Genomic DNA, 24,852 nt, shown 5'->3' on the forward strand with positions numbered 1-24,852 from the left:
CTCTGTCTGGGGGACTGGATATGAGCGATCTGTATTGGCTGACGGACGAGCAGATGGAGCGGTTGCGGCCGTTCTTTCCCAAGAGCCACGGCAGACCACGGGTCGACGATCAGCGGGTTTTGAGCGGCATCATCTTCGTCAATCGCAACGGCCTGCGATGGCGCGATGCGCCCAAGGACTATGGGCCCGCGAAGACGCTCTACAACCGTTGGAAGCGTTGGGGTGAAGCGGGCGTCTTTGTCCGGATAATGGAGGGGCTGGCCGCAGCCGGTGCCGATCCCAGGACCGTCATGATCGATGCGACCTACCTGAAGGCGCACCGCACGGCCTCGAGCCTTGCGGTCAAAAAGGGGGCCTTGGCCGCCTGATCGGTCGCACAAAGGGCGGCATGAACACCAAGCTTCATGCCGTGGCTGATGCGAACGGTCGTCCGCTGAGCTTCTTCCTGACCGCTGGGCCGGTCAGTGACTATACCGGCGCGGCAGCCTTGCTTGACGATCTGCAAGGCGCAGTGGCTGCTCGGTGACCGCGGCTACGATGCCGACTGGTTCCGGGACGCCTTGCAAGCAAAGGGCATCAAGCCCTGCATCCCTGGGCGAAGGTCTCGCAACGCGCCCGTCAAACACGACAAGCGCCGCTACAGACGCCGCAACCGCATTGAGATCATGTTCGGCCGCCTCAAGGACTGGCGCCGTGTCGCGACCCGCTACGACCGCTGTCCAACCGTCTTCTTCTCCGCCATCGCACTGGCTGCCACCGTTCTCTTCTGGCTCTGAGCTATGAGTCCTGACCCTAATGGTCGACGGGGCTGTTCCTTGGCGCAAGATGGCGTTCTCGGCCTCGAGCGCCGCTATACGCTCGCGCATTGGCTGGACCGCCTCGGCAATCCCCGCTTCCGTGAAGCGGGGGATGATGTGCTGCGGGCAGTTCCAGTCGAAGGCCGCGAGCCGCACGCGGACGATCCGCTCGATCCGCGCCCGGTAGGAGGGAACAGTGACCTGTTCCAAAAGCTGCGGATCCGCCTCGGGGGCGACGATCTCGACATGCCCATAGATCTTTAGCCGCGCCCGGCGGGCGTAATCCATCAGGAACAGGCAGGCGCGGTCGTCCGCGTTGAAGTTCCCGAGGCTGATATACTGCCGGTTGCCGCTGTAGTCGGCGAAGGAGAGCGAGGTGTCGTCGGCGACCTTGAGGAAGCCGCGCGGGCCGCCGCGATGTTGGACATACGGCCACCCCGTCTCGGAAGCGCTCGCGATGTAGAAGTTGTCGCGCGCGGCGATGAAGTCGGCTTCGTTCGCGGTGAAGCGATCGAAGCCGCGCACCCTTGAAGGCCAGCCAGTGCTGCTCGACGCCCATCTCGGCCTGTGCGGCCCGAACGCTCGGCGTCGCGGCAATGTCCATGAAGCCGTAGGGCATGAAGACCATCCTCGCTGCGCAGGCCGCTCGGGCTCGCCGACCCGAAAGATGCGTTTTTTCATCCGGTGGCTGAATACGGCATGATCGCAAAGCACCTTGCCACTTTTCGGAAGGACGAATGGATCGCCTGGAAGCCATGTCCCTTCTGCGGGAGGCGGTGGACCGCGGCAGCCTGTCGGCCGCCGGTCGCGCCCTGCGCATGCCCGTGCCGACGCTGAGCCGGAAGATCTCGGATCTCGAGGCGAGGATCGGAACCCGGCTTCTCGTGAGAACCACCCGCAGCCTCGCGCTGACCGATGCGGGCATCGCCTATCTCGCCGCGGCCCGGCGCATCCTCCACGATGTCGAGACCGCGGAGCGCGAAGCGGCCGGCGAATATGCCGAACCGAAGGGCCAGCTCGTGATGACCGCGCCGATCCAGTTCGGGCGGCTCCATGTCCTGCCGACGGTCGCCGACTTCCTTACGGCGTTCCCCGAGATCAGCGTCCGACTGCTCCTCAACGATCGCAACGTCCATCTGGTCGAGGACGAGGTCGATATGGCGGTGCGGATCGGGCCGCTGGCGGACAGTTCGATGGTGGCGACGAAGGTCGGCACGATGCGCGTCGTCGCCGCCGCGAGCCCCTCCTTCCTCGACAGGTACGGCGCCCCGGCGACACCGGACGACCTGCGCGATCGGCCCGTCGTCGCGGTGGAGGGCCCGATGGTGGAAACCAGTTGGCGGTTCGCCGCCACGGCGCGCACGGCCGATCGACATCCCGCTGCGGCCGCGCCTCGCGGTGACCACCACCGAGGCGGCGGTCGATGCGGCGGTTCTCGGCACCGGGATCATCCGCCTCCTGCACTATCAGGTGAGCGAGGCGGTCGAGACCGGCCGCTTAAGGCTCGTCCTTGAGGACGCCGAACCGGAGCCCGTGCCCGTCCATCTCGTGCATGCGACCCGCGGGCAGATGCCGCTGAAACTGCGCCGCTTCCTTGATTTCGCCGCCGAACGCCTTCGCGCCAGGCTCCACGAGTTACCCCGAAATCCGAGCTCCCGCGCTACGGGCCCGGGCCTCAATAAAGGGTAAGCGCCGGGACGTAGCTGACGGCGAGCAGCAGGAGCATGGCCATGGCGAAGAACGGCCAGAGCTCCCGCGTCGTCGCGCCCAGCGACGTCTTGGCGATCGACGACGAGATGAACAGCGTCGTGCCGATCGGCGGCGTGTAGAGGCCGATGCCGAGGTTGATCACCATGATCAGGCCGAGTTGCACAGGATCGAGCCCGATCGTGGCGGCCAGCGGCACGAAGATCGGCCCGAGCAGCAGGATCGACGGCGGCAGGTCCAGCGGCATGCCGACGATCAGCATCAGGACGTTCATCATCAGGATGACGAGGATCGGGTTGGACACGTTGGCCGACACCCAGGCCGCGAAGGTCTGCGGCACCTGGTCGAAGGTCAGGATCCAACCGACGGCCGCCGAGCCCATGATCACCAGCATCACGACGCCCGTCGCGACGCCTGCCTCCACCATGTTGTCGCAGAACCGCTTGAGCGTCAGGTCGCGATAGAAGGCGAGGCTGAGCACCAGCGAATAGACGACCGACAGGACCGCAACCTCCGTCGGCGTCGCGAAGCCGAAGCGCAGGCCGAGGATGATGAGGATGGGCAGCAGGATCGCCGGAAAGCTCTTCAGGGCGAGGCGTGCCAGCTCGCGCTTGCGGATGCTGCTAAGGTTTACCGCGTAGCCGCGGCGCCAGGACACGAACCAGCACACGGCGATGAAGCTGACTGCCATGATGATGCCCGGCAGGATGCCGGCGACGAAGAGGTCGGCCACCGACACGCCGCTGACCAGCGCGTAGAGGATCATCGGGATCGAGGGCGGGATCAGGACGTCGATCACCGCCGAGGTGGCGTTGTTGGCCGCGCAGAGCGGGGCCGGGTAGCCCTGACGCTTCTGCCAGGGGATCAGCACCGAGCCGAGGGCCGAGGCGTTGGCGACCGCCGAGCCCGACACGCCGCCGAACACGACGGACGAGACGACCGTGGTCGACAGGGCACCGCCCCGCCAGCGCTGCATGACGTGGCTGGCGAGTTCGAGGAGCTGATTGCCGAGCTTGCCGCCGAGCATCAGGGTGCCCGCCAGCATGAAGAAGGGCAGCGCCAGCATCGGAAAGGACTGGGTCTGGTCGTAGACCTGCTGGGCGACGATCGAGAGCGGCAGGAAGCCGTGCGACAGGATCGCGACGCCCGCCGCGATGATCAGCCCGTAGCCGACGGGGATGGCGAGCAACATCGTGACGAGGAAGACGCCGATCATGATGAGGGTCATAGCGGCAGCTCCTCGGCGCTCGTCTGCGGGCGGGCTTCCCAGCCGAGCCGGGCGACGCGGAAGGTGGCTGTGGCGGTGACGACGGCGACCAAAACCGCCCCGACGGAGACCACGTGGTAGCCGATGCTGTTGGGCAGGCCGAGGATGGGGCTATGCTCGACGCCGGCGATCGCGGCGACGACGCGCGCCTGCCAGGCGAGGACCAGAAAACTCGCGATGACGCACATATGGCTGAACACGAAGAGCATCGCCTTGCCGCGCGCGGCGAAGCGGTCGTAGAGCCACTCCACCGCCATGTGCAGCCCGCCCTGCGCCGCCAGCGTGATACCGGCGACGATGAAGAACGGGAACAGCAGCGTCGGCAACTCCTGCGCGAAGCGGAAGCCACCGGACGAGAGAGCGTAGCGCGCCAACACGTTGGCTGTCATCACGGTGGTGAGCGCGACGCCCGAGCCGATCACGACGAGGCGGCAGAACAGGCCGACCGCCCTGTCGATCCCGTCGGCGACGGCGAATGCGGTGCCGGATGGGCGCGGCGGCCCACCCGGCAGGGCGCCCGGATCCGGGAGGGAGGTCATCCGCGCGCCGCTTCCTCGACCTGGGACACGAAGTCCCCGAAATCCTTCTGCTTCCAGGCTTCCGCCACCGGCTTCGTCGCCTCGACGAAAGCGGCGCGGTCGACCTCGGTGACCGTGATCGCACCGTCGGCCCGGAACTTCGCCAGCGTCTCCTCGGCGGTCTTGGCCGACAGCTCGCGCTGCATCTGGCCGGCCTCGGCAGCCGCAGCCTTGACCGCGTCGAGATCGCCGCCGATGCGGGCCATGGCGATCTGCGACATCAGGAAGGGCGTCGATTCCCACTTGTGGGCGGTCAGCGCGATGAACCTGTTGACCTCGTAGAGCTTGGAGCTCGCGATGTTGGCGAGCGGGTTCTCCTGCCCGTCCACGACGCCCTGCTGGAGCGCCACGTAGAGTTCGCCGAAGGCGATCTGCTCGGTCGAGGCGCCGAGCGCCTGGAAGATGTCGATGGTCATCGGGTCGGCGGGCGTGCGCACCTTAAGGCCCGAGACGTCGCCCGGCGCCTTCACCTCGCGCTTGGAGTTCGACAGGTGGCGGATGCCGTTGTCCCAGTAGCCGAGCGGCACGATGCCGACCGCCTGGAACTTGGCGGCCAGCGCCTCGCCGACCGGCCCGTCCAGCATGGCGATCGCCTTCGACGCGTCGGTGAACAGGAAGGGCAGGCCGAGAACCGCGATCTCCGGCACGATCGCCGAGACCGGCCCCTGGCTGTTGGCGGTGAGGTCGAGCGCGCCGGTACGCAGGCTGGTCAGCATCGCCGCGTCGGAGCCGAGCGTCTCGGAGCCCGCGACGTTGATCGTGATGCGCCCTTCGGTCTTCTCCTTCACCCGCTCCGAGAAGCGCGCCGCCGCCAGCGTGCGCGGATTGCCCGGCGCGGCTCCGTGGCCGAGCGTCAGGACTGTGGCGGCGCGCGCCCGGGTCGGGAAGCTTAGGACCGCCGGGGCGGCGAGAGCGGTGCCGAGGCCCGCCAGCATGGCGCGGCGCGTCAGTTGGATGGTCATGGAAAGTCCTCCCGTTGTTCGTGTCGCGATCCGGGGCGGACGGCTCCTCTTCCGTCCGCACCCCGCGGTGGATGGTCCAATGGTCAGTGAATGAGCATGCCGCCGTTGACGTCGATCGTGGCGCCCGTGACGTAGGACGACAGGTCGGAGGCGAGGAACAGGTAGATCTTTGCCACGTCCGCCGCGTCGCCGAGGCGGTTGAGGGGGATGCCCTTCAGGATGTCGGTGCGCATCTCGTCGGTGAGCTTGCCGCCGGTGATGTCGGTCTGGATGAGGCCGGGCGTCACCGAGTTGATGCGGATGCCGGCCGGGCCGAACTCGCGCGCCATCGCCTTGGCGAGCCCCAGCACTCCGGCCTTGGCGGCCGAATAGTGCGGGCCGCCGAAGATGCCGCCGCCGCGCTGCGCCGAGACCGACGACATGCAGGCGATGGAGCCGCCGCCCTTTTCCTTCATGTGCGGCACGAAGGCCTGGCTGAGCAGGAGGACGCCGGTGAGGTTGACGTCGATCACGCGGCCCCAGTTCTCGAGCGAGATGTCGAGCGTCTTGAGCGGCTGGGTAATGCCGGCATTGTTGATCAGAATGTCGACGCGCCCGAAGGCCTCGATCGCCGACGCCGCCGCTGCCTCGCAGGAGGCCTTGTCCGTCACGTCGCAGGCGATGCCGACATGGCCGGAGCCCGGCAGCGACTTGGCGGCATCGGCGCTGGCGCTCGCATCGAGGTCGAGGATCGCCACGCGCGCCCCGTGCTCGGCGAAAAGTTCGGCGGTTGCCCGACCGATGCCCCGCTGGCTTGCCGCTCCCGAAATGACGGCGGTCTTGTCCTTGAGCAACATGTATTCTGCCTTCTCCCAGGAAGCGGGGTCGGGAGGGCGATGTCGCCGCTCCGATGCCAGACCCCTTGCTTCGTCTCCCCACCCGACGGTTCGCAGACCGTCATGGCGTCCTTCCCGGAATAGAGGCGCCCACCTCCAAGGTCGCAAACGCGAAGTTTACACGATGGGATGAATCTGGTTCAACATGCCATGCTGAACGGCGTTTCCCTCTCGTCCATCCGCACGTTCGAGGCCGCTGCGCGCCACGGTACCTTCCGGGCTGCCGCCAGTGAGCTGAACCTGTCGCCCAGTGCGGTCAGCCACGCGATCGTGAAACTGGAGCGCGACCTCGGCACGCCGTTGTTCGATCGGTCCGCCCGAACCATACGGCTAACGGGCGACGGCGAGATCCTTATGCGGCACGTTTCCGCCGCCTTCGAGGAGTTGCGGCGCGGCGTCGAAAGCGTGTCGGCCCGGCGGTCGCGCCTCCTCAGGCTGCACAGCGCGCCGAGCTTCGCGGCACAGATCCTGTCGCCGCGCCTGCCGACCTTTCTGGCCGCCCATCCCGGCCTCGAGGTGCGTCTCGCGGCCTCGACCGAGTATGCCCGTTTCACCGATGGCGAGTTCGACGCCGACATCGTCTACGGCAAGCCGGTGGGCGAACACCTGACGGTGGAACCGCTGGGTGAGGAACTGGTCACCCCGCTTTGCTCCCCGGAGGTGGCAGAGGGCATTCGCGTGCCGTCCGACCTCCTTCAGCGCATCCTCATCCGCAGCGACAACAAGCGCCTGCGCTGGCCGGACTGGTTCGTGGCCAACGGCTTGGCGGCGCCCTCCACCCAGGCGATGAGCTTCGATCGCTCGTTCCTTGCCATCGCCGCGGCCGCCGACGGGCTCGGCGTTGCCTTGGAATCAACCCGTCTGGCGCAGCGCGAGATCCTGGCCGGCAAGTTGGTCGCGCCTCTTGCCGGACGGACCCGTGACCTTCGCTATGTCGGTCATTACCTGTGCTACCCGAAATCCGGATCTCAAAGACGGCTTGTCGGCGCCTTCGCGGAATGGCTGCGCGAGGAACTGAATGCGCCTGCCCCGTTCATCGACGATACCGATGAATTCGTTTCATCACACGGTTAGATATTCGCGTTTGCCGCGGTGTCCGTCGCCGCCGCATGGTGCCGCCATTCGAGGGAACGATCCGGGGCCGGGAGGGCACCGGCCGCCCTCGTAGCGGCGTCCGTCGCCGCGCCGGAACGGGATTCACCATGGAACGGAGCGACGCAGGGAGGGACACGGCAGTCAATGCCGGGCGCATCGTGTCGGTCTCGGCAGCTCCTTACGACGGATACGAGCCCGCGGAAGCCTTCGACAGTCTGGCGCGCTTGGGTGCGACGCATGTCGAACCCGCTTTCATTGTCGGCTACACCGAGCCGTTCGACGAGGCGGTTTTCACCGACGGGAGAGCGGGTGCGTATCGACGGTTGATCGAGGCGAGCGGCCTCGATTGTTTCGCCATGTCTTCGCATATCGACCTCGGACTGCCGGACGCCGTCGACGTCTTCAGCGGCCGCATGCGCTTCGCCCGGGCGATAGGGGCACGGATCGTAGCCACCAACGCGGCAGCACGCGCGCACGAGCTGGCGTTCCTGCGCAACATGGAGAGCCTCCTCCGCCTCGCGGACGAACTCGACGTCGCGATCGCGCTGGAGAACCCCGGCGACGGCAGCGACAACCTCCTGAACACGGCGGCCGACGGTCTCGCTCTCGTACGCCGCTTCGGCCGCGAGCGGCTGGGCCTGAACTACGACGCAGCCAATACCGCATCCCACCGTCCGGCCCTCGAGGACTTCGCCGCGGACGCGATCGAGGCGATGCCGGCCTGCATCCACATCCACGTCAAGGATCTCGTGCGGGACGACAACGGCTGGCATTTCACTGCCATCGGCGAGGGCACGATCGGCTGCGGACGCATCCTTGACGCTTGCCGCGAGCGGCCCGCCCTGCCTGTCAGCCTCGAATTGCCTCTGCGCCTCCATCGGCGCCCCGACGCGCAGCCCGTGCGGCGCAGCGAGCCTGTTCCCCTGCCCGAGATCGAGACGGCGCTTGCCCGGTCGTTGACCTTCGTACGGGACAAGCTGCATGCCTCGATCTGAAGCTCAGCTAAACTGACGGACGCTCGCTAACGGACGACGTCCCTCGTCGAAGCGCCGGCCGGCCGCGCCCATCTACCATCCGCCGAACTGGAGGATCCATGCCCGAAGACCAACGCCCCCCATCCGCCCTGTCCAACGTTTCCCTCGCCCGCCGCGCCTGGAACATCCGGCGCAAGGCGCTCCTGATGGGCGAGGTTCAAGGCCAAGGCTATATCGGGCAGGCGCTCGGCATCGCCGACGTTCTCGCCGCCTCCTACTTCCACGCGCTGCGCTATGACCCGGCCGACCCGGAATGGGAAGGGCGCGACCGTTTCCTCCTGTCGATCGGCCACTATGCCATCGCGCTCTATGCAGTCCTGATGGAAGCCGGCATCCTGCCCGAGGAGGAGCTCGAGACCTACGGCATGGACGACAGCCGCATGCCGATGTCGGGCATGGCCTCCTACACGCCGGGCATGGAGATCACCGGCGGTTCGCTCGGCCACGGGCTCGGCATCGCCGTCGGCGTGGCGATGGGCCTGAAGCGTAAGGGCAGCGACCGCTTCGTCTACAACCTCATGTCGGACGGCGAACTCGGCGAGGGCTCGACCTGGGAAGCAGCCATGGCGGGCGCTCACCACAAGCTCGACAACCTCATCTGCCTCATCGACTTCAACGACCAGCAGGCGGACGGCAAGTCGACGCAGATGCTTTCGGCCGAGCCTCTCCTCGACAAGTGGACGGCCTTCGGCTGGCATGCCCAACGCGTCGACGGCAATGACCTCGATGCCGTGGTGGCGGCTTTCGACGCCGCACGCAATCACCCGGGCGACCAGCCCCGTGCGATCGTCTTCGACACGTTGATGTGCAAGGGCGTGCCGTTCCTGGAGACCCGCGAGATCACCCATTTCGTCCGCGTCGAGAAGGACGAGTGGGCGAAGGCCCTGGCCGTTCTGGAGGAAGGCAAGCCCGCATGACCCACGCATCCCTCGCCCGCAAGTACCAGCCCCGCCGCGTGATCCCCGAGGGCGAGCGCGTCGCCACCTCCGCGATGATCGCCTCGCTGGCCGCGGAGGGCTATGAGACGGAGAACGCCCCCTTCGGCCACGCGCTGGTGGAGCTCGCCAAGGCCGACGAGCGCGTCGTAGGCCTGTCGGCGGATCTGGCGAAGTACACCGACCTCCACATCCTCGCGCAGGCGATGCCTGAGCGCTTCTACCAGATGGGCATGGCCGAGCAGGTCATGGTCTCGGCGGCTGCCGGGCTGGCGCGCGAGGGCTTCCTGCCGTTCGCCACGACCTACGCCGTCTTCGCCTCGCGCCGCGCCTACGACTTCATCGCCATGGCGATCGCGGAGGAGAACCTCCCCGTCAAGATCGTCTGCGCCCTGCCGGGCCTGACCACCGGCTACGGCCCGAGCCACCAGGCGACGGAGGATCTGGCGATATTCCGGGGCTTGCCGAACATGACGATCATCGACCCGTGCGACGCGGTCGACATCCGCCAGTCCGTAGCCGCGATGGCTGCCCATCCCGGCCCGATCTACTCCCGCCTCCTGCGCGGCAAGGTGCCGGCAGTGCTGAGCCGATGGAAGCCGGACTACCAGTTCGAGATCGGCAAGGCCCAGGTGATCCGCGAGGGCAAGGACGTCCTTGTCATCTCGTCGGGCTTCATGACCATGCGCGCGCTCGATGCCGCCGAGCAGCTTTCGAAGGACGGCGTCGACGTGGCGGTGCTCCACTCGCCGACCATCAAGCCGCTGGACACGCAGACGATCCTGCGCGAGGCCGGGCGCGGTGGGCGCCTCGTCGTCACGGCCGAGAACCACACGGTGGTCGGCGGCCTCGGGGAAGCGGTGGCGTCGACGCTCCTGCGAGCCGGCGTGACCCCGTCCTTCCGCATGATCGGCCTGCCCGACGAGTTCCTGGAAGCGGGCGCGCTGCCGACGCTACATGACATGTACGGCATCTCCGTCGCCAAGATCGCCGAGCAGATCAAGGGCTGGCTCTGACGCCGGACCTCAGGCCCCCGGCAAGAGGTGCGGGCGGGGATCGAGGCAGAAGCGGAAGCCCAGATCGGTCAGGAAGCGCCGCGCGCGCGCCGTGTGTTCCTGGCCGGTCTCTGCGACCCATTCCGTGAACAGGCGCACCGAACGCCGGCTGACGTGCCTGTGCGGGCACACCATCCAGTAGGCCGGGAACTCGATCGCCTCGAAGCACGGTGACAGGGGCACGAGTTGCCCCGACAGGAGCGCGTCGAGGGCGATGGTGGTGCTTTCCAGTGCCACGCCCGCTCCTTCGATCGCCAGTCTCATCGACATGGACGAGCGGTCGAAGCGGTAGGGGAAGCCAGGCTTCGAAGGCGCCACACCATGTCGCGGCAACCATGTGTTCCAGCGGAAATACGCCTTTGCGCTGTCGATCAGCCGCGCCTGGTGCAGTTGTTCGCGCGGATCCTGCGAGATCGCCCGGAGCTCGGCGAGGTAACCCGGGGAGCACATCGGCAGGATCAGGTCGTTGACGACACAGCTCGAATGCAGGCCTGCCCAGCTCCCGTCGCCGTAGCGCAGATCGAGGTCGACCACCTCGGTCGCGAAGTCTGAGAAGTTGGGCGTCGCGTCCACCCGGATCTCCCAACGGGGATTGTGCCGGATGAAATCGGCCAGACGCGGGGCGAGCCAGCAGTCCCCGAAGGAGGGGCTCACGCGCACGCTCAAGTGGAAGCTTTCGCGCTGCCGCATGATGGCGTTGCGCACGTCCCGGATGGATTCGAATGCCGTGGTCGTTGTCTGGAACAGGCGCTCGCCGTCGATGGTCAGCGCCAGCCGGCGCTTCTCCCGATGGAACAGGCTGACGCCGAGCTGCTGCTCCAGCTGGCGGAGCTGCTGGCTGACCGCCGAGACCGACACCTGCATCTCGTCGGCAGCCTTGGCGACGCCGCCCAGCCGAACCACGGCCTCGAAATACGACATGGAATTCAGGTTCACGGGATTACTTCGCGCAACGTCAGTGAAGTTCACCTTCACTAAAGCAGATGAAAACCAAATTGAAAACAGCACCCCGATCCCGCCATCATCAGCAGGACACGGGGGGAGGAAACCCGATGACTTGGGAGACGGCCCGCAAGGCGGGCGGACGGCTGCGTGCGGCCTTGATAACCGAACGCGGGCGCCATGACGGCTGAGCGGTTCGAAGTGTCGCCGCTCTTGGAAGCGACCCACATCGAGAAGAGCTATGGCGCCACGCATGTCCTGAAAGGAACGAACTTTCGGCTGCGTCGCGGAGAGATCCACGCCCTGCTCGGCGGCAACGGCGCCGGCAAGTCGACATTGATCCGCATCGTCACCGGGCTTGCGGCGGCCGATGCCGGGAGGATTCAGCTCCGCTCGGTGCGGGAGGACGGAAAGCCACCCGTGATCGCGGTGGTCCACCAGGAGCTCGCGCTGCTGCCCGAACTCACCGTCGCCGAGAACATCGGGATCGCTCACGCGACGTCCGCCTTCTCGCTTGCGCGCCGTGGGCATACACGGTCGATCGCGGCCGAGGCGCTGCGCCTCATCGATCCGGCCTTGGCCGAACGGATCCTCGACATTCCCGCCCGCACGCTGTCGCTCCACGAGGGACAGGTCGTCGAGATCGCCCGCGCCCTTTCGATCGGCGCCGAGATCCTGCTCCTCGACGAGCCGACGGCCAACCTGACGGCGGGCGAGACGGAGAAACTGTTCTCGCTCCTGAGAAGGCTGGCGCGGGAGAAGGCGATCGGAATCGTTTTCGTTTCGCACCGGATGAAGGAGATCCGGGCGCTCTGCGACACCTGTTCGATCCTGCGCGACGGGCGGACGGTGGTGGACGCCGCGCCGATGACGGAACTCGCCGACGCGGACATCGTGGCCCACATGGGGCAGCCCGCCCATCGGGCGGCGGTCAGCCGCAAGCGAGTGACGGGAAGCGGCGATCAGAAGGGGGCCCTGAGGCTCGATGGGCCGGCGGCCACGCGGCTCGACATACAGCCCGGCACCATTCTCGGTCTCGCAGGTGCGCCTTCGGGTCCCAGCGCACTCATCGCGATGCTCGTCGGTGCAAGGACATCGTCGCCGTGGCGTCTCAGCGGCGACGGCATCGCAGCCCCGTTCCGTTCACCCCGCGAGGCGATCCGCGCCGGCGTCGGCTTCGTGCCGGGAGACCGGGCGGGCAAGGGCGTCCTTTCGAAGCTGCCGATCCTCGACAACGTGGTGGCCGCACGGCGCGTACGGGACGGTCGTGGGTTCGTCAGGCGGGGCGAACGCGATGAATGCTCATCGCTCGTCGCCGCCCTCCAGCTCAAGGCCGGCTCGATCTGGGACCTGCCGGGCTCGCTGTCCGGCGGCAACCAGCAGAAGCTCCTGGTTGCCCGCTGGCTCGATTTGCCCCTGCGCATGGTGGTCCTGGAAGAGCCGACGCGCGGCGTGGATATAGGCACCAAACGGGACATCTACGCCCTGATCCGCCGGATGGCGGAGGCGGGCGCCATCATCGTCTGGTGGTCGACGGAGAACGTCGAGCTCCTCGAGCTCTGCGACGCGATCTTCGCGTTCGACACCGACGGGACACCGAAGGGCTTTCTCGCAGGCGAGCGCTTCGACGAGGACGGGCTCGCCGAGCTCACCGGAATGGCCGCATGAGCGAGGCATCCATGACACTACCCCCCTCCCCCGCAAAGCCTGTCGTCCGAAGCCGCGCCCCGGGGCTGCTTCAGTCCTACCGTACCGAGATCGCCATCGCGGTCGCCATCGTCATGCTGCTGCTGGCCGTCGGCTCGTTCGTGCCCTCCGCCCTCAGCATGGGCAACATGCGCAACATCGCTCAGGCCGCCGCCCCCCTGGTCATCATGGCGCTCGGTGTCTTCCTGGTGGTCGTGACGGGCGGCATCGACCTTTCGGTCGGCTCGGTCTTCTCCCTGACCGGCATGGTCACGGCGTTGGCCATGTCGAACGGATACGGCAACGTCAGCGCGAGCCTTGCGGGCCTTTGCGTTGGCCTCGCCTTCGGGGCGATCAACGGCTTCCTCGTCACCGTCGTGCGCCTCGCGCCCTTCGTCGTGAGCCTCATCACCTTCGCGGTGGCGGGAAGCCTTGCCTTCATCGTGACCAACGGGCGCTCGATGCCGATCGCCGACCCCGACTTCTGGCTGCTCAATTCGGGCGAGTTGGTTCCGGGCTTGCCGAACCATCTCTTGTTCTGCCTCGTCTTCATGGTCGCGATCCAGTTCCTGCTGCAGAAAATCGTCGTAGGGCGCTGGCTGTACGCGGTCGGCACCTCGGCGAACGCGGCTCGGCTCATCGGCATTCCGGTGAAGCGCGTAACCTTCGCGGCCTACGTCGCCTCGGGTCTCCTTGCGTCCTTCTCCGGCATTATGACCGCCAGCTACATCCTGAACGCGGAGGCGACGGCAGGGTCCAGCCTCATGCTCCAGGCGATCGCCGCCGTGGTGATCGGCGGGGCGAGCCTCGCGGGCGGCACGGGAAGCGCGGTCGGTGCCGTGCTTGGGGCGCTCATGATCACCTGCATCCAGAACGGCGTGAATCTCATCGGCGTGAACAGCTTCTGGCAGGGCTCCGTCACCGGCGTCGCCATCCTGCTCGCCGTGCTTATCGACCGCTTCAGCAACAGCGGCCGCATCTGACGTCATCAACGGGAGGAACCAACATGACGATCCTGAAGACCCTTTGTGCCGCTGCGCTTGCCGCAACGGCCCTGGCCGCGCCCGCGCTTGCGCAGGAGAAGAAGACGGTCGCCTACATCGCGCCCTCGCTCGACATCTCCTACTGGCAATGGGTCGGCTATGGCGTGAAGCAGAAGGCGGAGGAACTCGGCATGGACTATGTCGAGTACACGTCCGAGAACTCGCCCGCCAAGCAGATGGACAACGCCCGCGTCGCCGTCACCAAGGGTGTCGACGCCATCGTGATCGGGCCGGTCAGCTCCACCTCCACCCCGCCGCTCCTCAACTACCTCGCGAACGAGAAGATCCCCGTCGCCTTCGCAGGCATCGGGCCGCAGCCTGGCCTCACCAACTTCACCTCCGCCGTCACCGCCAACAACTACGAGACGGGCAAGGCGCAGGGCAAGTTCACCTGCGACCTCGCCAAGGGGCGCGGCGGCAAGGAAGTCGGCGTGCTGTCGCTGCCGCAGGACCGCGAGAACGCTCAGAAGTATCTGAAGGGCGCCGAGGAAGCCTTCGCGGCCGAGGGATGCACGCTCGCCCAGATGCTGGAAACGCGAGGCCTCACCGTCAACGAGGCGGTCACGCAGGCCAACGACATGCTGACCGCCCATCCCGACATCAAGGCGATCTACGGCATGTACGACGAGGCGGGCACGGGTGCCGCCAAGGTCCTTGCGACGCGTGGATTGACGGGCAAGGTCGGCGTCTCCGTCGCCGACGGCTCCCCGACGACGATCGGGCTCCTGAAGCAGGGCGCGATCCAGGGCATCTTCTTCCAGGAGGCGGTCGGCCAGGGCATCGACGGCACGCAGCAGGTGTACAATGCCCTGACCGGAGGCGAGGTCACGCAGAACCTCGCGCTCGTGATGCCGCTCGTGACCGCCGACAAGGTGGAGACGCCGGAAGCCCAGAAGGTGATCGCGCGCGTCTTCCCGCCCAGCAACTGACACAAGAAGGGAAGCCAGCATGGCTTCCCTTCCCCTCCTGTGGCTGAAACTGCACGGCCCGATCACGTTTCCAAGGGAGTTCCAGGCGTTGAGCCAGTCCACATTCTTCGCGACCGGCGTCGGCGCCCCCGAGGGCCCCGTCGCCCTGCCCGACGGCTCGCTCTACGTCACCGAGATGTCCGCGGGTACGCTTCAGGTCACTCATCTCGGGCCGGGGAACAGTCGGCGCGTCGTCCTGCGCACCTGGGGACGGCCGAACGGCTTGGCGATCGACGGCGACGGCATGATCTGGATCGCGGAGGCGGGCCTGCGCGCCCTCATCCGCATCGCGCCGGACGGGCAAGAGCTCCTGCGGATCGAGGGAGACGGGTCGGAGCGCTTCCGCTTTCCCAACGACCTCGCCTTCGGCCCCGACGGGCATCTCTACATGACCGACTCCGGCCTGGCGCTCGACGACTTCCTCGACGGCCAGGACTTCGCCGAGGGGTTCATGGACCTCGACTGGGACGGTCGCGTCTACGAGATCGACCCGAAGGCCGGAAAGGTTGTGCGCGTCATCGACCGGGGCATCCGTTTCACCAACGGCATCGCCTTCGACGCCGAGGGGCGGCTCTACGCCAACGCCTCGTTCCCGGGCGACGTCTACCGCTATGAGGTCCTCGTCGCCGTCGAACCGAAGCGCGAATATTTCGGCCACGTCCTGCAGCCTGACGAGCAGACGGGATTCAAGGGTCCGGACGGGATGAAGTTCGGCTCCGACGGACGCCTCTACTGCACCGTCTACGGCCAGCGGAACGTGACCGTGCTGGCCCGGGACGGTTCCGTCGACGAGCGGCTGATGCTGCAGGGAGCAGCCCCCACCAACTGCGCATTCGCCCGCGACGGACAAACCCTCCTCGTCACCGAAGTCAGCGCCGGACGGGTCGAGGCACTTTCGGTTCCCTGCCGCGGCCTGCCCCTCCATTACCCGACGATCGATTGAGTACGGCGCGTCGGCATGAGCGATGACCCTCGACAAGGCGGACGCGCGAATGTGCGGGCGAATGGAGGGACGACGGCTCCAGTCCGCACGCTGGAAGATTGATCTGCCGCGCGGTGTCAGGCCGAGGGCTGAGACCGTGTCGGCGTTCTTTTCGACGTCGAAACCGTGGTCGACGGGTCGGTCCCATGGTACGTGACGACCGCGTTGATATGAGAGGAAGGCTTCGGCGGACTCCGGTTGTGGATTGACAATGGCGTCCTCCGTACCGACCGCCAGGAGAAGCGGAACCTCATAAAGGTTGATCTCGGCCGCTGGGACGACGCGATAGAGGCTTCGGAAAAAGTCTCCCTTCAACCTGACTTTCGTTCCATTCGCCATCGTCGCCGCGACCGGCGCCTATGTCGCCACCAGTCTCCTGCGCATGCCCCCGAGCCCGAAAATGGTGTCGAAGGCTGCGGGAGCGTTGATTCCCCGGTTCCATAGGACGACGGGTTTCAGGCCGTTGCCCGCCCGGCCCGCGACGGCCGACGAGACGATGCCGCCAAGGCTCTTGCCGGGGACAGCGATCCTTCGACCGTCGACGTCGGCGTTCTCCTTCAGGCAAGCCAGCGCGCCGAGCGCGTCGTCGATGTCGCTCTCGACGGTCATGTCTTCGAACTTGCCTCCGCTGGTTCCGCTTCCGCGGAAATCGATGCGGAGGGCCGCGATGCCCCGTTCCGCCAGGATGTCGGCGGCTTGCGATGAAGCCGCTTCCGCAGATCGCAGCCATCTCGCGGCAAGATGGCTGACTTTCCGGGATGCCGGTCGCCGCGCGAGGCGGCATCGACCCAGACGCATGCGAGGACGTCCATTCTCCCGGCTCTGCGAGAACGGGGTCAGTCGACGATCCGGCATCACGAATGGGTCGGCACCTTCGACGACGACGTCAAGCCAACATCATGTTGACTTTCGTGACGCTGTACGCTTATATTGTGGCCATGCGAACGACTTCGACCAGAACGGGGGAAGCTTGGTACGCCTTGGGCGTCGCGTCCGCGTGGATCGATTTCGCCCTTCCTCCGATACGCTGAACGCAGGCCCCCAACGAGGCTGAAGGACGAGAGGCGACGCCCCGTCCGTGCGGAGCGATCTCATGTTCCAAGATAAATTTGCCGGCGTTTCCGTTCCGACGTTCAAGCGCGGGTCTGACGGCCCGCGCGGTGACGGAACGGGCTATCGCCCCATCCGCTGCCGCGGCGAGGTCACGATGGCATCGGGTCTTGCGGCCGACGTCGCACGCCTTCTCGACGTCGATCCCGAGGTGGACTACTGGCGGTGCCGGGTGGCCGTGGACGGATGCACGCACCCGGCCGATTTCTCTTCTCACGGCGATCGCGGCGTCGAGTACCTGTTCCTCCAACCTGCGGGGCAGCCCCATCCGGCGTCGGAGAACCTGCCGCCGGCCGCCCGCATCGTGACGCCGATCGACGTAGATCAAGTGCGGCTCGAGAACGCGAAGCTGATCCTCCCCTTCGCCCGCTGGCGCGTGACCATCGACGACAGGATCAGATTGCTGGCTGCGCTCGACGAGGATGGCTCCGTCACCCTTGCCGACTGTCTGGCGATCATGCGGCATGCGTCGCGCCCCGTTGCGGCCGTCGCTGCGTTGGCGCTGGCCCGGGTCGTCGACCTCGACCTCGACACCCCGCTCGGTTCCCGGACGAGGGTGATACGCCGCGCCGACTGACTCCGCCCTCCCCCGTCAGTCCTGCGTCGCCCGTTGCGCGACCGTTCGAAGGCAGCCCCATGCCCGTTTTTCTCACCCCGACCACACGGGTGGAGGCGCTCGACCACGAGATCGAGACCGCCGCCGCCCTCCTGCGCGACCTTCGTTACCTGCGCGATCACCACGCGCCGTCCGCCGACATGCGTGCAGGCGCTCCCGTCCTGGCAGGGTGGTCCAACGCGGTGCGCTTGGTTCCCTGCCTCCGGGGAAAGCCCGTCGGACACCCGACCGTTCGCGACGGAAGGGATGCCGTCACGTCGCCCCTGCGCGTGGTTTCCCTCGACGACGGGTACGTCCGTACCGAGAGCCGCTTTTGGTTGCTCGGCTCTCCCGCGACGGGGGTCGGACATGCGTGATCGCTTGGATTTCGAAGACATGCCGAAGTCGCTCGCCGGACGGCTCACGCCCTCCGCAAGGGTTGCGGACGCGCTCGTGCGGCAAACGCTCCGCGACGGCGGTTTGGACCGCTTTCTTGAGGGTGGTCCGTGTCTCGTGGTGATCCGCGGCGTTCGGCCGGACGACGCCGCCGTCCTGTGCGAAGCGGTCCACGACCTCGTGGGCGGCATCGGGAAGAGCATCGTCCAGCTCAACGCGTCCGCCAGCAACTGGACCGACCCATCCGGACAGCGCTCCCAATACATCGAACGCCTGCTCGTCGAGGCGAGCATGTCGACCCATCCCAAAGTCGTCCTCTGCCACAGGCGGACGGAAGTGCCGACTGTCGTTGGCGCGGTGGCCGACGCCGTCGTTCCACTCGTCTGCAGCCGGGAAGCGATCACCGCGATCGTGAGGGAGCACACGGGCTTCCGACCGGATGAGCGGCTCGTATCCCGCCTTGCCCGGCTGCCACTGCCCTTCCTGAACCTCGCGATCCGGCCCGGAATGACCGCCGACCGCATGTGGCTCATCGCAGGGCGATTGGCCAAGCACCGTCTCGATACGCAACGAGAGCCCCGCCCTGCCAAGCTGAGGGAGAAGAAAGCCGAAGTGCCTGCCCGGTCCGCAGCCGAAGGCTCGCGCGCTGTGCCGGAGCGTCTCGAGGACCTTCCCGGCATGGGCGAAGCACAGTCCTGGGGCTTGAACCTTGCCCGCGATCTCGAAGAGTATCGAGCGGGCACGCTGCAGTGGTCGGACATCGAGAGCGGCATGCTGCTTCACGGACCGCCCGGAACGGGGAAAACCTTATTCGCAAGGGCGCTCGCAGGATCCTGCGGAGTCCCGCTGCACGCGCATTCCATCGCCGCATGGCAGGCCCGCGGCCATCTGGGCGACTTGCTGAAAGCCATGCGGGCCGCGTTCGACGAAGCCCGCAAGACAAGCCCCTGCATCCTCTATCTCGACGAGCTGGATTCGGTGGGATCGAGGGACGAGCCCCTGGGCGACAATGCGTCGTACCAACGCCAGGTGGTCAACGGCCTTCTTGAATGCCTCGACGGCGCAGCCCAACGAGCCGGGGTCGTGGTGGTCGGTGCGACCAACAAGCCCGAGGTCGTCGATCCGGCCGTGCTACGGCCAGGCCGTCTCGGGAAGCACATCGAGGTCCGACATCCCGATCTCCCGGGAAGGATCGGGATCTTGAGGCATCACCTCAGGGGAGAGCTCCCCGAAACCGATCTGGCGCCGATCGCGGATGAACTCGGGGAAGCGTCCGGCGCCGTTTTGGCACAGCTCGTGCGCGACGCCCGCGGGGCTGCGCGCAGGCATAGGCGTCCGCTGGCTGAAGCCGACCTTTGGACAGCCCTGCCGCCCGGCGTGCTGCTGTCGGACGCGGCCTACAGACGGACGTGCGTCCACGAGGCCGGTCACGTCGTGGTCGGGCGGGAACTGGCGGAGGTCTCGGGTCTGGTGCCGACGAGAGTCAGGGTCAGGCGCCGGGTCCGTGACGGTGGCGCGAACCTGACGAACTTCGACGTCGCCGAGGGTACGGACCAATCGCGGGAGTGCCTGGAAGCCCAGCTCATCGTCATGTTGGCGGGACTGGCTGCGGAGGAAGTCCTTCTCGGTTCGCGGAGCAGCCTCTCCGGAGGGACGAGCGACGCCGATCTCGTGCGCGCGACGAGGTTGGCAGCGAGCATCGAGTTCAGCCTCGGTTTGGGCGGCGGTCTGCACTCCCTCCCGAACGCTGCGGTGGCAAGGGTGGAGGTGACTCGTGACGGACCGCTCGCACTCGATCGGATCGAACGGTTGCTGGCGAACTGCCTCCGCGAAGCGAAGCTTATCGTCGAACGCCGGCACGACGAGGTGGAGGCGCTGTCTTCGCGGCTGGCCAAGGCCCAAGACGTCGTACTCGCCTGAACCAGAACGCTCGCTGGGTTTCCCGGCGATCCTCGACACGAAGGTGCGCGACCGTCCGTTCGCAAGCGGGGCTCTGCGTGCCATCGGAAAGGAGACGCCTGCGCGCAGCCGTGCTTGGCCACAGGGCTGCTGCGCTAGCCTTCGAGGATGCCGGCGCTGTCGACCCTTCCGGAACGGGCAACGCCGTCATGGCAGGACGAGCAGGGCGCGAAAGTCGTTGACGTTCGTGAGCGTCGGCCCCGTCACGACGAGGTCGCCGAGGCGCGAGAACAGGCTGTAGCTGTCGTGGCCACGCAGCAAGGCCTCGGGGTCGAGCCCTGCGGCACGCGCTCGCGCGATCGTGTCGGGGGTCACGACGGCGCCGGCAGCATCCTCGGTCCCGTCGATTCCGTCGGTATCGGCCGACATGCCGAAGACTTCCGGCTCGCCGCGAAGGGCGATCGCGAGCGAAAGTAGGAATTCCGTGTTGCGACCTCCCCGCCCGACTCGCGCGGAGTGGACGGAGACGGTCGTCTCGCCGCCCGACAGGACGACAGCCGGGGCGGGCAACGGATACCCATGGCGTCGGATGGAGCGAGCGATGCCCGACATCAGGATCCCGATTTCCCGTGCCTCCCCTTCGAGAGCGTCACCGAGAAGAAGGGGCGCGACCCCGTGCCTGCGAGCGGCCTTGGCGGCCGCTTGCAGCGCCATCTGCGGCGTCGCGATCATGCGGTAATCGGTCTCGAAGGACGGTCGCGGCTGGATCCGCGCGACCAGCAGGCGACGGGCGGCTCCGGGAAGGTCGGGACCCAATCGCTCCGCAACCGTCGCCAGATCGACCGCTGCGTCGGGATCGTGCACGGTCGGCCCCGAAGCGATCGACCGCGGATCGTCGCCCGGCACGTCCGAAATGGCTAGAGTCACCAAGCGTGCCGGCCGGATCGCTTCGGCGAGCCGTCCGCCCTTGATGCCCGACAGGCGGCGTCGCACCGCGTTCATCTCGTTGATGCCGAGCCCGGAGGCGAGCAGCAGTCGATTGACATGCCGCTTATGCTCCAGCGAAAGCCCGTCCGCAGGCAGGACCATGAGCGAGGAGCCGCCGCCCGAGATAAGGGCCAGCACGAGGTCTTGGGGACCGAGCCCGTCCACTGCCGCCATGATTCGCCGCGCGGCGTGTTCGCTCGCGGCGTCAGGCACGGGATGGGCAGCTTCCAGGACCTCGATCCGGTCCGTCGCGACGGCGTGACCGTATCGGGTCACGACGACGCCGGACAGGTCGACGTCCGGCCATGCCGTCTCGACGGCCCGTGCCATCACGGCGGCGGACTTCCCCGCGCCGACGACGACGCAGCGGCCAGAAGGTTTTTCGGGCAAGGCGGGCGCGACGACCCGCATCGGGTCAGCCGCGCCCACCGCTGCCGCGAACATGTCGGATAGGACACGACGGGCCCAAGTTTCGTTCGACCCGTCGCCCGCCACAGCGCACTCCACGTCCGGGTTTTCGCTCAGAGAACGATGTTCGAGCCACGTATGGCTTCGCAGACGGCCTCCGTCACCTGCTGGGTGTTGGCCGTACCCCCGACGTCTGGCGTGGTCACGCCGCTTCCGGTCACGGTCTCGACCGCATGCATCAGGCGCCGGGCGGCCTGCGGCTGTCCGAGATGCTCCAGCATCTGCGCCGCCGTCCAGAAGGTGGCGACGGGGTTGGCGATGCCCTTGCCCGTGATGTCGAAGGCCGAGCCGTGGATGGGCTCGAACATCGAGGGAAAGCGCCGCTCCGGGTCGATATTGGCCGTCGGCGCGACGCCGAGACTGCCCGCCAGCGCCCCGGCGAGATCCGACAGGATGTCGGCGTGGAGGTTGGTCGCGACGATCGTGTCGAGGCTCTGCGGCTTCAAGGTCATGCGGACCGTCATCGCATCGACCAGCATCTTGTCCCAGGTCACGTCCGGAAACTCGGCCGAGACCTCAGCCGCGATCTCGTCCCACATCACCATGCCGAAGCGCTGGGCGTTGGACTTGGTGACGACAGTCAGAAACTTGCGCGGGCGCGACTGCGCGAGGCGGAAGGCATAGCGCATGATCCGGGTGACACCGACGCGCGTGAAGATCGCGACCTCCGTGCCGACCTCCTCAGGAAGGCCCCGATGGGCCCGGCCGCCGTGGCCGGAATACTCCCCTTCCGAGTTCTCGCGCACGATCACCCAGTCGAGGTCGCCGGGCTTGACGCCCGCCAGCGGCGAGACGATGCCGGGCAGGATCTTTGTCGGGCGCACGTTGGCATACTGGTCGAAGCCCTGGCAGATCGGCAGGCGAAGGCCCCAGAGCGTGATGTGGTCCGGCACGTCCGGCGCGCCGACGGCGCCGAAGAAGATCGCGTCGAAGCCCTTCAGCTGCTGCGTGCCGTCCGCCGGCATCATCGCGCCGGTCCGCTTGTAGTAGTCCGAGCCCCAGTCGAAATGCGTCACGTCGAGCTTGAACGTGCCCTCACGCCGCTCAAGCGCCTCCAGCGCCTGGAGGCCGGCGGCGATCACTTCGGGGCCGATGCCGTCGGCGGGAATTGCGGCGATCTTGTAGGTCTGCATGACCGAGGTCCTCATCGGGCAAGATGGAAGGCCGGACGGGTCCGCCCGTCCGGCATCGAAGATGTCGACTTACTTTTCCCCGGCGTCGGCGAGGAGCTTGCTCCAGCGCTCGATCTCGGACTGGAAGCGTTCGTCCAGCGCAGCCGGGGTGGCTTGGGCGGCAGCCACGGGAACGGTACCGAGACCCGCGAACCGCTCGATGACGACCGGATCGGTCAATGCCTTCTGCAGCGATGCGGAAAGACGCTGGCGGATCGGTTCCGGCGTGCCGGTCGGCGCCCAGATCGCGTGCCAGGCCGTGATCTCGAAACCATCAAGACCGCTGGACGCGAGCGTCGGCACGTCGGGAAGGATCGCGATGGGCTCCTTCGTCGTGACGCCGTAGGGCTTGATCTCGCCGGCCTTGATCTGGTTCGCGGTGTTGGTGGTTTGGTCGCACATGAGGTCGATCTGGCCGCCGACGAGGTCGGTCATCGCCGGCCCGGTGCCCTTGTAGGGGACGACTGTCAGCTCGACGCCGGACGCCTCGGTCAACAACCGTCCGCAAAGGTCGGAGACCGCGCCGACGCCCGCCGTTCCGAACGTCGCGCCGGCTCCGTCGCCCTTCAGCCAAGTCATGAGCGCGCCGATGTCCGCAGGCTCGAGGTCCTTGCGCCCGACGAGGGTCATCGGCACGTCGGTGACGAGACCGACGGAGGAGAAGGCCTCGCCGGGCTTGTAGGCAAGTTCGGGGTAAAGGGCGCCGAAGGTCGAGGTGGCGACGTGGTAGAGGAGAAGCGTATAACCGTCGGGCGTCGCCTGCGCGACCTGACCGGCGCCGAGCGAGCCGCCCGCACCCCCGACGTTCTCGATCAGCACCTGCTGCCCGAGGTCCCGCGTCATCGCCTCGGCGACCAGGCGCGCGACCGTGTCGCTCGGGCCACCGGCCGCCGCTGGAACGAGGATCGTCACCGGCTTTGAAGGATAGGCATCCTGTGCGAATGCCGGCGCGGCGAATGCGACGGCCGCGGACGCGAGCGCCGCGTTCAGAATCTTCCTCATGTCTTCCTCCCTGTTGTGCAGGCGAGCCGGAACTCCCGAACTCCGTCACCCGCCTGTCGTGAATTTTCGAGCGAACCGTTTTCCGCCACCCGCCCGGCAGTTCGCCTTCGGCCGGCATGTCGTGTCGGCACGTGGACGTTCTCCTGCGCGTTGCGGGCACTTCCAAAGAAGCCCGACGAGGAGACCGATCCCGTGACGTCCTCCAGAGAAACTCGCCGATGCCACTCCGAAGGCATCGGTGATCCACCATTAGACGGCGGCCGAGATGATCCCTATAAGCAACCGATTATATTCTCTCGTGGCATAGTCGGTCATGGACCTGAAGCAGATCAGATGCGTGCTGGCGGCTGCCGAGGAGATGCATTTCGGACGCGCCGCACGCAGTCTGGACATGCTGCCAGCGGGCCTGGGGCGTCAGATCCGCCTGCTTGAAGAGGAACTGGGGATCGCCCTGTTCGCACGAACCACCCGCTCCGTCGTCCTCACCGACGCCGGACGCGACTTCGTTCGCGACGCCCGACCCTTGGTCGACGCGGCCGACGGGATGGTGGAACGCTTCCGCGACCGCGGACGCACGGTGAGCCGCGTGATCCGGCTCGGGGCGATCGACAGCGCCGCGGCCGGCTTGGTGCCCGCGCTGATCCACGACCTTCACGCGATCGACCCGGGGCTCACGATCCAGCTTACGGAGGAGAAGTCGATCCGTCTCGTGCCCAAGCTCCTTTCGGGACGACTTGATCTCGCGATCATCCGTCCGGGAGCGAAGCCGGTCCCGGGCCTTTGCACGCGCTTCCTCCTCCACGAAACGGCTGTGGTCGCGCTTCCCGCGAGTCATGCCCTCGGCAACGGGGCCGTCGTCTCGATTTCCGCACTTGCCGACGTCGCGATGATCATACCCGAGCGCCGCTCCAGGCCGCACAGTCACGACCTGACCATGAAGCTGTTCGAGGAGGAAGGACTGGCGCCGAGGATCGCGCAGGTCGCCGAGGAGAAACAGACGATCCTCAACATGGTGTCGGCTGGCATCGGGGCAGCCATCGTCCCGATGTGGTCGACGCGGCTGGGGGTAACCAACGTCGTCTTCCGACGGCTGGAGGGTCACCCGATGAGGGGCGCCGAGCGGCTGCCCCTGGCCGTCGCATGGCAGGCGCACGTGCGCGATGCCAACCGAGACCTTCTTCTCGGCCTTCTGCAGACCAATCTCGATCGATACGCCGTGCAGGGTTGATCCAAAGCCGAGGCCGCCCTGTCGCGTTCGATTGGCTGAGCCATCGCCGATGGGCTGGCCGACGGGATG

At 67.1% G+C, this 24,852-nt stretch carries 23 protein-coding genes and 2 pseudogenes; 15 read left to right on the forward strand and 10 right to left on the reverse strand.

Translation table 11 applies throughout. From position 1 onward, the window contains the following. The first annotated feature begins 20 nt into the window (after positions 1-20). Positions 21-776 (forward strand): annotated as a pseudogene (locus BM175_RS14535) (IS5 family transposase). Between the two features lie 42 nt (positions 777-818). Here BM175_RS14535 and BM175_RS14540 read toward each other — a convergent pair. Next, positions 819-1,416 (reverse strand): annotated as a pseudogene (locus BM175_RS14540) (pyridoxamine 5'-phosphate oxidase family protein); the annotation flags it as partial. Between the two features lie 136 nt (positions 1,417-1,552). Here BM175_RS14540 and BM175_RS14545 point away from each other — a divergent pair. Then, entirely contained in the window at positions 1,553-2,311 is a 759-nt protein-coding gene (locus BM175_RS14545; protein ID WP_342029270.1) for a LysR family transcriptional regulator, read from the forward strand. Continuing rightward, complete coding sequence (locus tag BM175_RS23325) at positions 2,196-2,486, forward strand: LysR substrate-binding domain-containing protein (protein ID WP_342029271.1); 291 nt, start codon at positions 2,196-2,198, stop codon at positions 2,484-2,486. Before BM175_RS14545 ends, BM175_RS23325 begins: the two co-directional genes overlap by 116 nt. Here BM175_RS23325 and BM175_RS14550 read toward each other — a convergent pair. The 4 genes from BM175_RS14550 to BM175_RS14565 form a co-directional block, all read right to left on the reverse strand. Continuing rightward, positions 2,473-3,732 (reverse strand): TRAP transporter large permease subunit, encoded by a 1,260-nt coding sequence (locus BM175_RS14550; protein ID WP_090964250.1) that lies wholly within the window; start codon positions 3,730-3,732, stop codon positions 2,473-2,475. The genes BM175_RS23325 and BM175_RS14550 overlap by 14 nt on opposite strands. Continuing rightward, entirely contained in the window at positions 3,729-4,310 is a 582-nt protein-coding gene (locus tag BM175_RS14555) for a TRAP transporter small permease (protein ID WP_090964252.1), read from the reverse strand. The genes BM175_RS14550 and BM175_RS14555 overlap by 4 nt, the downstream gene beginning before the upstream one ends. Next, positions 4,307-5,311, reverse strand: a complete 1,005-nt coding sequence (locus tag BM175_RS14560; protein WP_090964254.1) for a TRAP transporter substrate-binding protein — start codon at positions 5,309-5,311, stop codon at positions 4,307-4,309. The genes BM175_RS14555 and BM175_RS14560 overlap by 4 nt, the downstream gene beginning before the upstream one ends. 83 nt (positions 5,312-5,394) lie before the next feature. Further along, the gene (locus tag BM175_RS14565) at positions 5,395-6,147 is read right to left on the reverse strand and encodes an SDR family NAD(P)-dependent oxidoreductase (protein WP_090964256.1); all 753 of its coding nucleotides are present in this window, start codon (positions 6,145-6,147) and stop codon (positions 5,395-5,397) included. 189 nt (positions 6,148-6,336) lie between these two features. Here BM175_RS14565 and BM175_RS14570 point away from each other — a divergent pair, with 189 nt between their 5' ends. From BM175_RS14570 to BM175_RS14585, 4 genes are all read left to right on the forward strand, one after another. Continuing rightward, positions 6,337-7,260 carry a LysR substrate-binding domain-containing protein gene (locus tag BM175_RS14570; protein WP_090964396.1) on the forward strand — a complete coding sequence of 308 codons (924 nt, stop codon included), beginning with the start codon at positions 6,337-6,339 and terminating at the stop codon, positions 7,258-7,260. A 128-nt stretch (positions 7,261-7,388) separates the two neighbouring features. Beyond that, the gene (locus BM175_RS14575) at positions 7,389-8,276 is read left to right on the forward strand and encodes a sugar phosphate isomerase/epimerase family protein (protein ID WP_090964258.1); all 888 of its coding nucleotides are present in this window, start codon (positions 7,389-7,391) and stop codon (positions 8,274-8,276) included. A 98-nt stretch (positions 8,277-8,374) separates the two neighbouring features. Further along, positions 8,375-9,232 (forward strand): transketolase, encoded by an 858-nt coding sequence (locus tag BM175_RS14580; RefSeq protein ID WP_090964260.1) that lies wholly within the window; start codon positions 8,375-8,377, stop codon positions 9,230-9,232. After that, entirely contained in the window at positions 9,229-10,266 is a 1,038-nt protein-coding gene (locus BM175_RS14585; RefSeq protein WP_090964262.1) for a transketolase family protein, read from the forward strand. The genes BM175_RS14580 and BM175_RS14585 overlap by 4 nt, the downstream gene beginning before the upstream one ends. Before the next feature lie 9 nt (positions 10,267-10,275). Here BM175_RS14585 and BM175_RS14590 read toward each other — a convergent pair whose 3' ends face one another. Beyond that, positions 10,276-11,280 (reverse strand): LysR substrate-binding domain-containing protein, encoded by a 1,005-nt coding sequence (locus tag BM175_RS14590; protein WP_244546018.1) that lies wholly within the window; start codon positions 11,278-11,280, stop codon positions 10,276-10,278. A 147-nt stretch (positions 11,281-11,427) separates the two neighbouring features. On the opposite strand from BM175_RS14590, the gene BM175_RS14595 reads away from it, so the two are divergent. Genes BM175_RS14595 through BM175_RS14610 form a run of 4 tightly spaced genes read left to right on the forward strand, consistent with a single transcriptional unit; the run spans position 11,428 to position 15,887 of the window. Beyond that, on the forward strand, positions 11,428-12,915 hold the full coding sequence (locus BM175_RS14595; RefSeq protein WP_090964263.1) for an ATP-binding cassette domain-containing protein: 1,488 nt from the start codon (positions 11,428-11,430) through the stop codon (positions 12,913-12,915). An 11-nt stretch (positions 12,916-12,926) separates the two neighbouring features. Next, complete coding sequence (locus tag BM175_RS14600; protein ID WP_090964401.1) at positions 12,927-13,916, forward strand: ABC transporter permease; 990 nt, start codon at positions 12,927-12,929, stop codon at positions 13,914-13,916. A 23-nt stretch (positions 13,917-13,939) separates the two neighbouring features. After that, positions 13,940-14,905, forward strand: a complete 966-nt coding sequence (locus BM175_RS14605; protein ID WP_090964265.1) for a substrate-binding domain-containing protein — start codon at positions 13,940-13,942, stop codon at positions 14,903-14,905. Between the two features lie 19 nt (positions 14,906-14,924). Beyond that, entirely contained in the window at positions 14,925-15,887 is a 963-nt protein-coding gene (locus BM175_RS14610; RefSeq protein WP_090964267.1) for an SMP-30/gluconolactonase/LRE family protein, read from the forward strand. A gap of 396 nt (positions 15,888-16,283) precedes the next feature. On the opposite strand, the gene BM175_RS14615 is transcribed toward BM175_RS14610, so the two are convergent. Further along, positions 16,284-16,781 carry a prolyl oligopeptidase family serine peptidase gene (locus tag BM175_RS14615; protein WP_090964269.1) on the reverse strand — a complete coding sequence of 166 codons (498 nt, stop codon included), beginning with the start codon at positions 16,779-16,781 and terminating at the stop codon, positions 16,284-16,286. A 238-nt stretch (positions 16,782-17,019) separates the two neighbouring features. Here BM175_RS14615 and BM175_RS14620 point away from each other — a divergent pair, with 238 nt between their 5' ends. Genes BM175_RS14620 through BM175_RS14630 form a run of 3 tightly spaced genes read left to right on the forward strand, consistent with a single transcriptional unit; the run spans position 17,020 to position 19,947 of the window. Next, positions 17,020-17,613: a hypothetical protein gene (locus BM175_RS14620; RefSeq protein WP_090964271.1), complete on the forward strand. Its 594-nt coding sequence runs from the start codon at positions 17,020-17,022 to the stop codon at positions 17,611-17,613. Positions 17,614-17,672: 59 nt separating this feature from the next. After that, positions 17,673-18,008, forward strand: coding sequence for a hypothetical protein (locus BM175_RS14625; RefSeq protein WP_090964273.1), 336 nt, complete (start codon positions 17,673-17,675; stop codon positions 18,006-18,008). Between the two features lie 19 nt (positions 18,009-18,027). Continuing rightward, on the forward strand, positions 18,028-19,947 hold the full coding sequence (locus BM175_RS14630; RefSeq protein WP_244546019.1) for an AAA family ATPase: 1,920 nt from the start codon (positions 18,028-18,030) through the stop codon (positions 19,945-19,947). Between the two features lie 186 nt (positions 19,948-20,133). Here the strand turns inward: BM175_RS14630 and BM175_RS14635 are convergent, their stop codons facing one another. The 3 genes from BM175_RS14635 to BM175_RS14645 form a co-directional block, all read right to left on the reverse strand. Further along, positions 20,134-21,357 carry a glycerate kinase type-2 family protein gene (locus tag BM175_RS14635; protein WP_090964277.1) on the reverse strand — a complete coding sequence of 408 codons (1,224 nt, stop codon included), beginning with the start codon at positions 21,355-21,357 and terminating at the stop codon, positions 20,134-20,136. Positions 21,358-21,434: 77 nt separating this feature from the next. Beyond that, positions 21,435-22,514: a tartrate dehydrogenase gene (locus tag BM175_RS14640; RefSeq protein ID WP_090964279.1), complete on the reverse strand. Its 1,080-nt coding sequence runs from the start codon at positions 22,512-22,514 to the stop codon at positions 21,435-21,437. Positions 22,515-22,583: 69 nt separating this feature from the next. Continuing rightward, positions 22,584-23,555, reverse strand: coding sequence for a tripartite tricarboxylate transporter substrate-binding protein (locus BM175_RS14645; RefSeq protein ID WP_090964280.1), 972 nt, complete (start codon positions 23,553-23,555; stop codon positions 22,584-22,586). Positions 23,556-23,868: 313 nt separating this feature from the next. Between BM175_RS14645 and BM175_RS14650 the strand changes: the two genes are divergently transcribed. Further along, positions 23,869-24,783, forward strand: a complete 915-nt coding sequence (locus BM175_RS14650; protein ID WP_090964282.1) for a LysR family transcriptional regulator — start codon at positions 23,869-23,871, stop codon at positions 24,781-24,783. The last annotated feature ends 69 nt before the right edge of the window (positions 24,784-24,852 follow it).

The sequence above is a fragment of the Aureimonas phyllosphaerae genome, from assembly GCF_900113065.1.
Lineage (GTDB): Bacteria > Pseudomonadota > Alphaproteobacteria > Rhizobiales > Rhizobiaceae > Aureimonas > Aureimonas phyllosphaerae.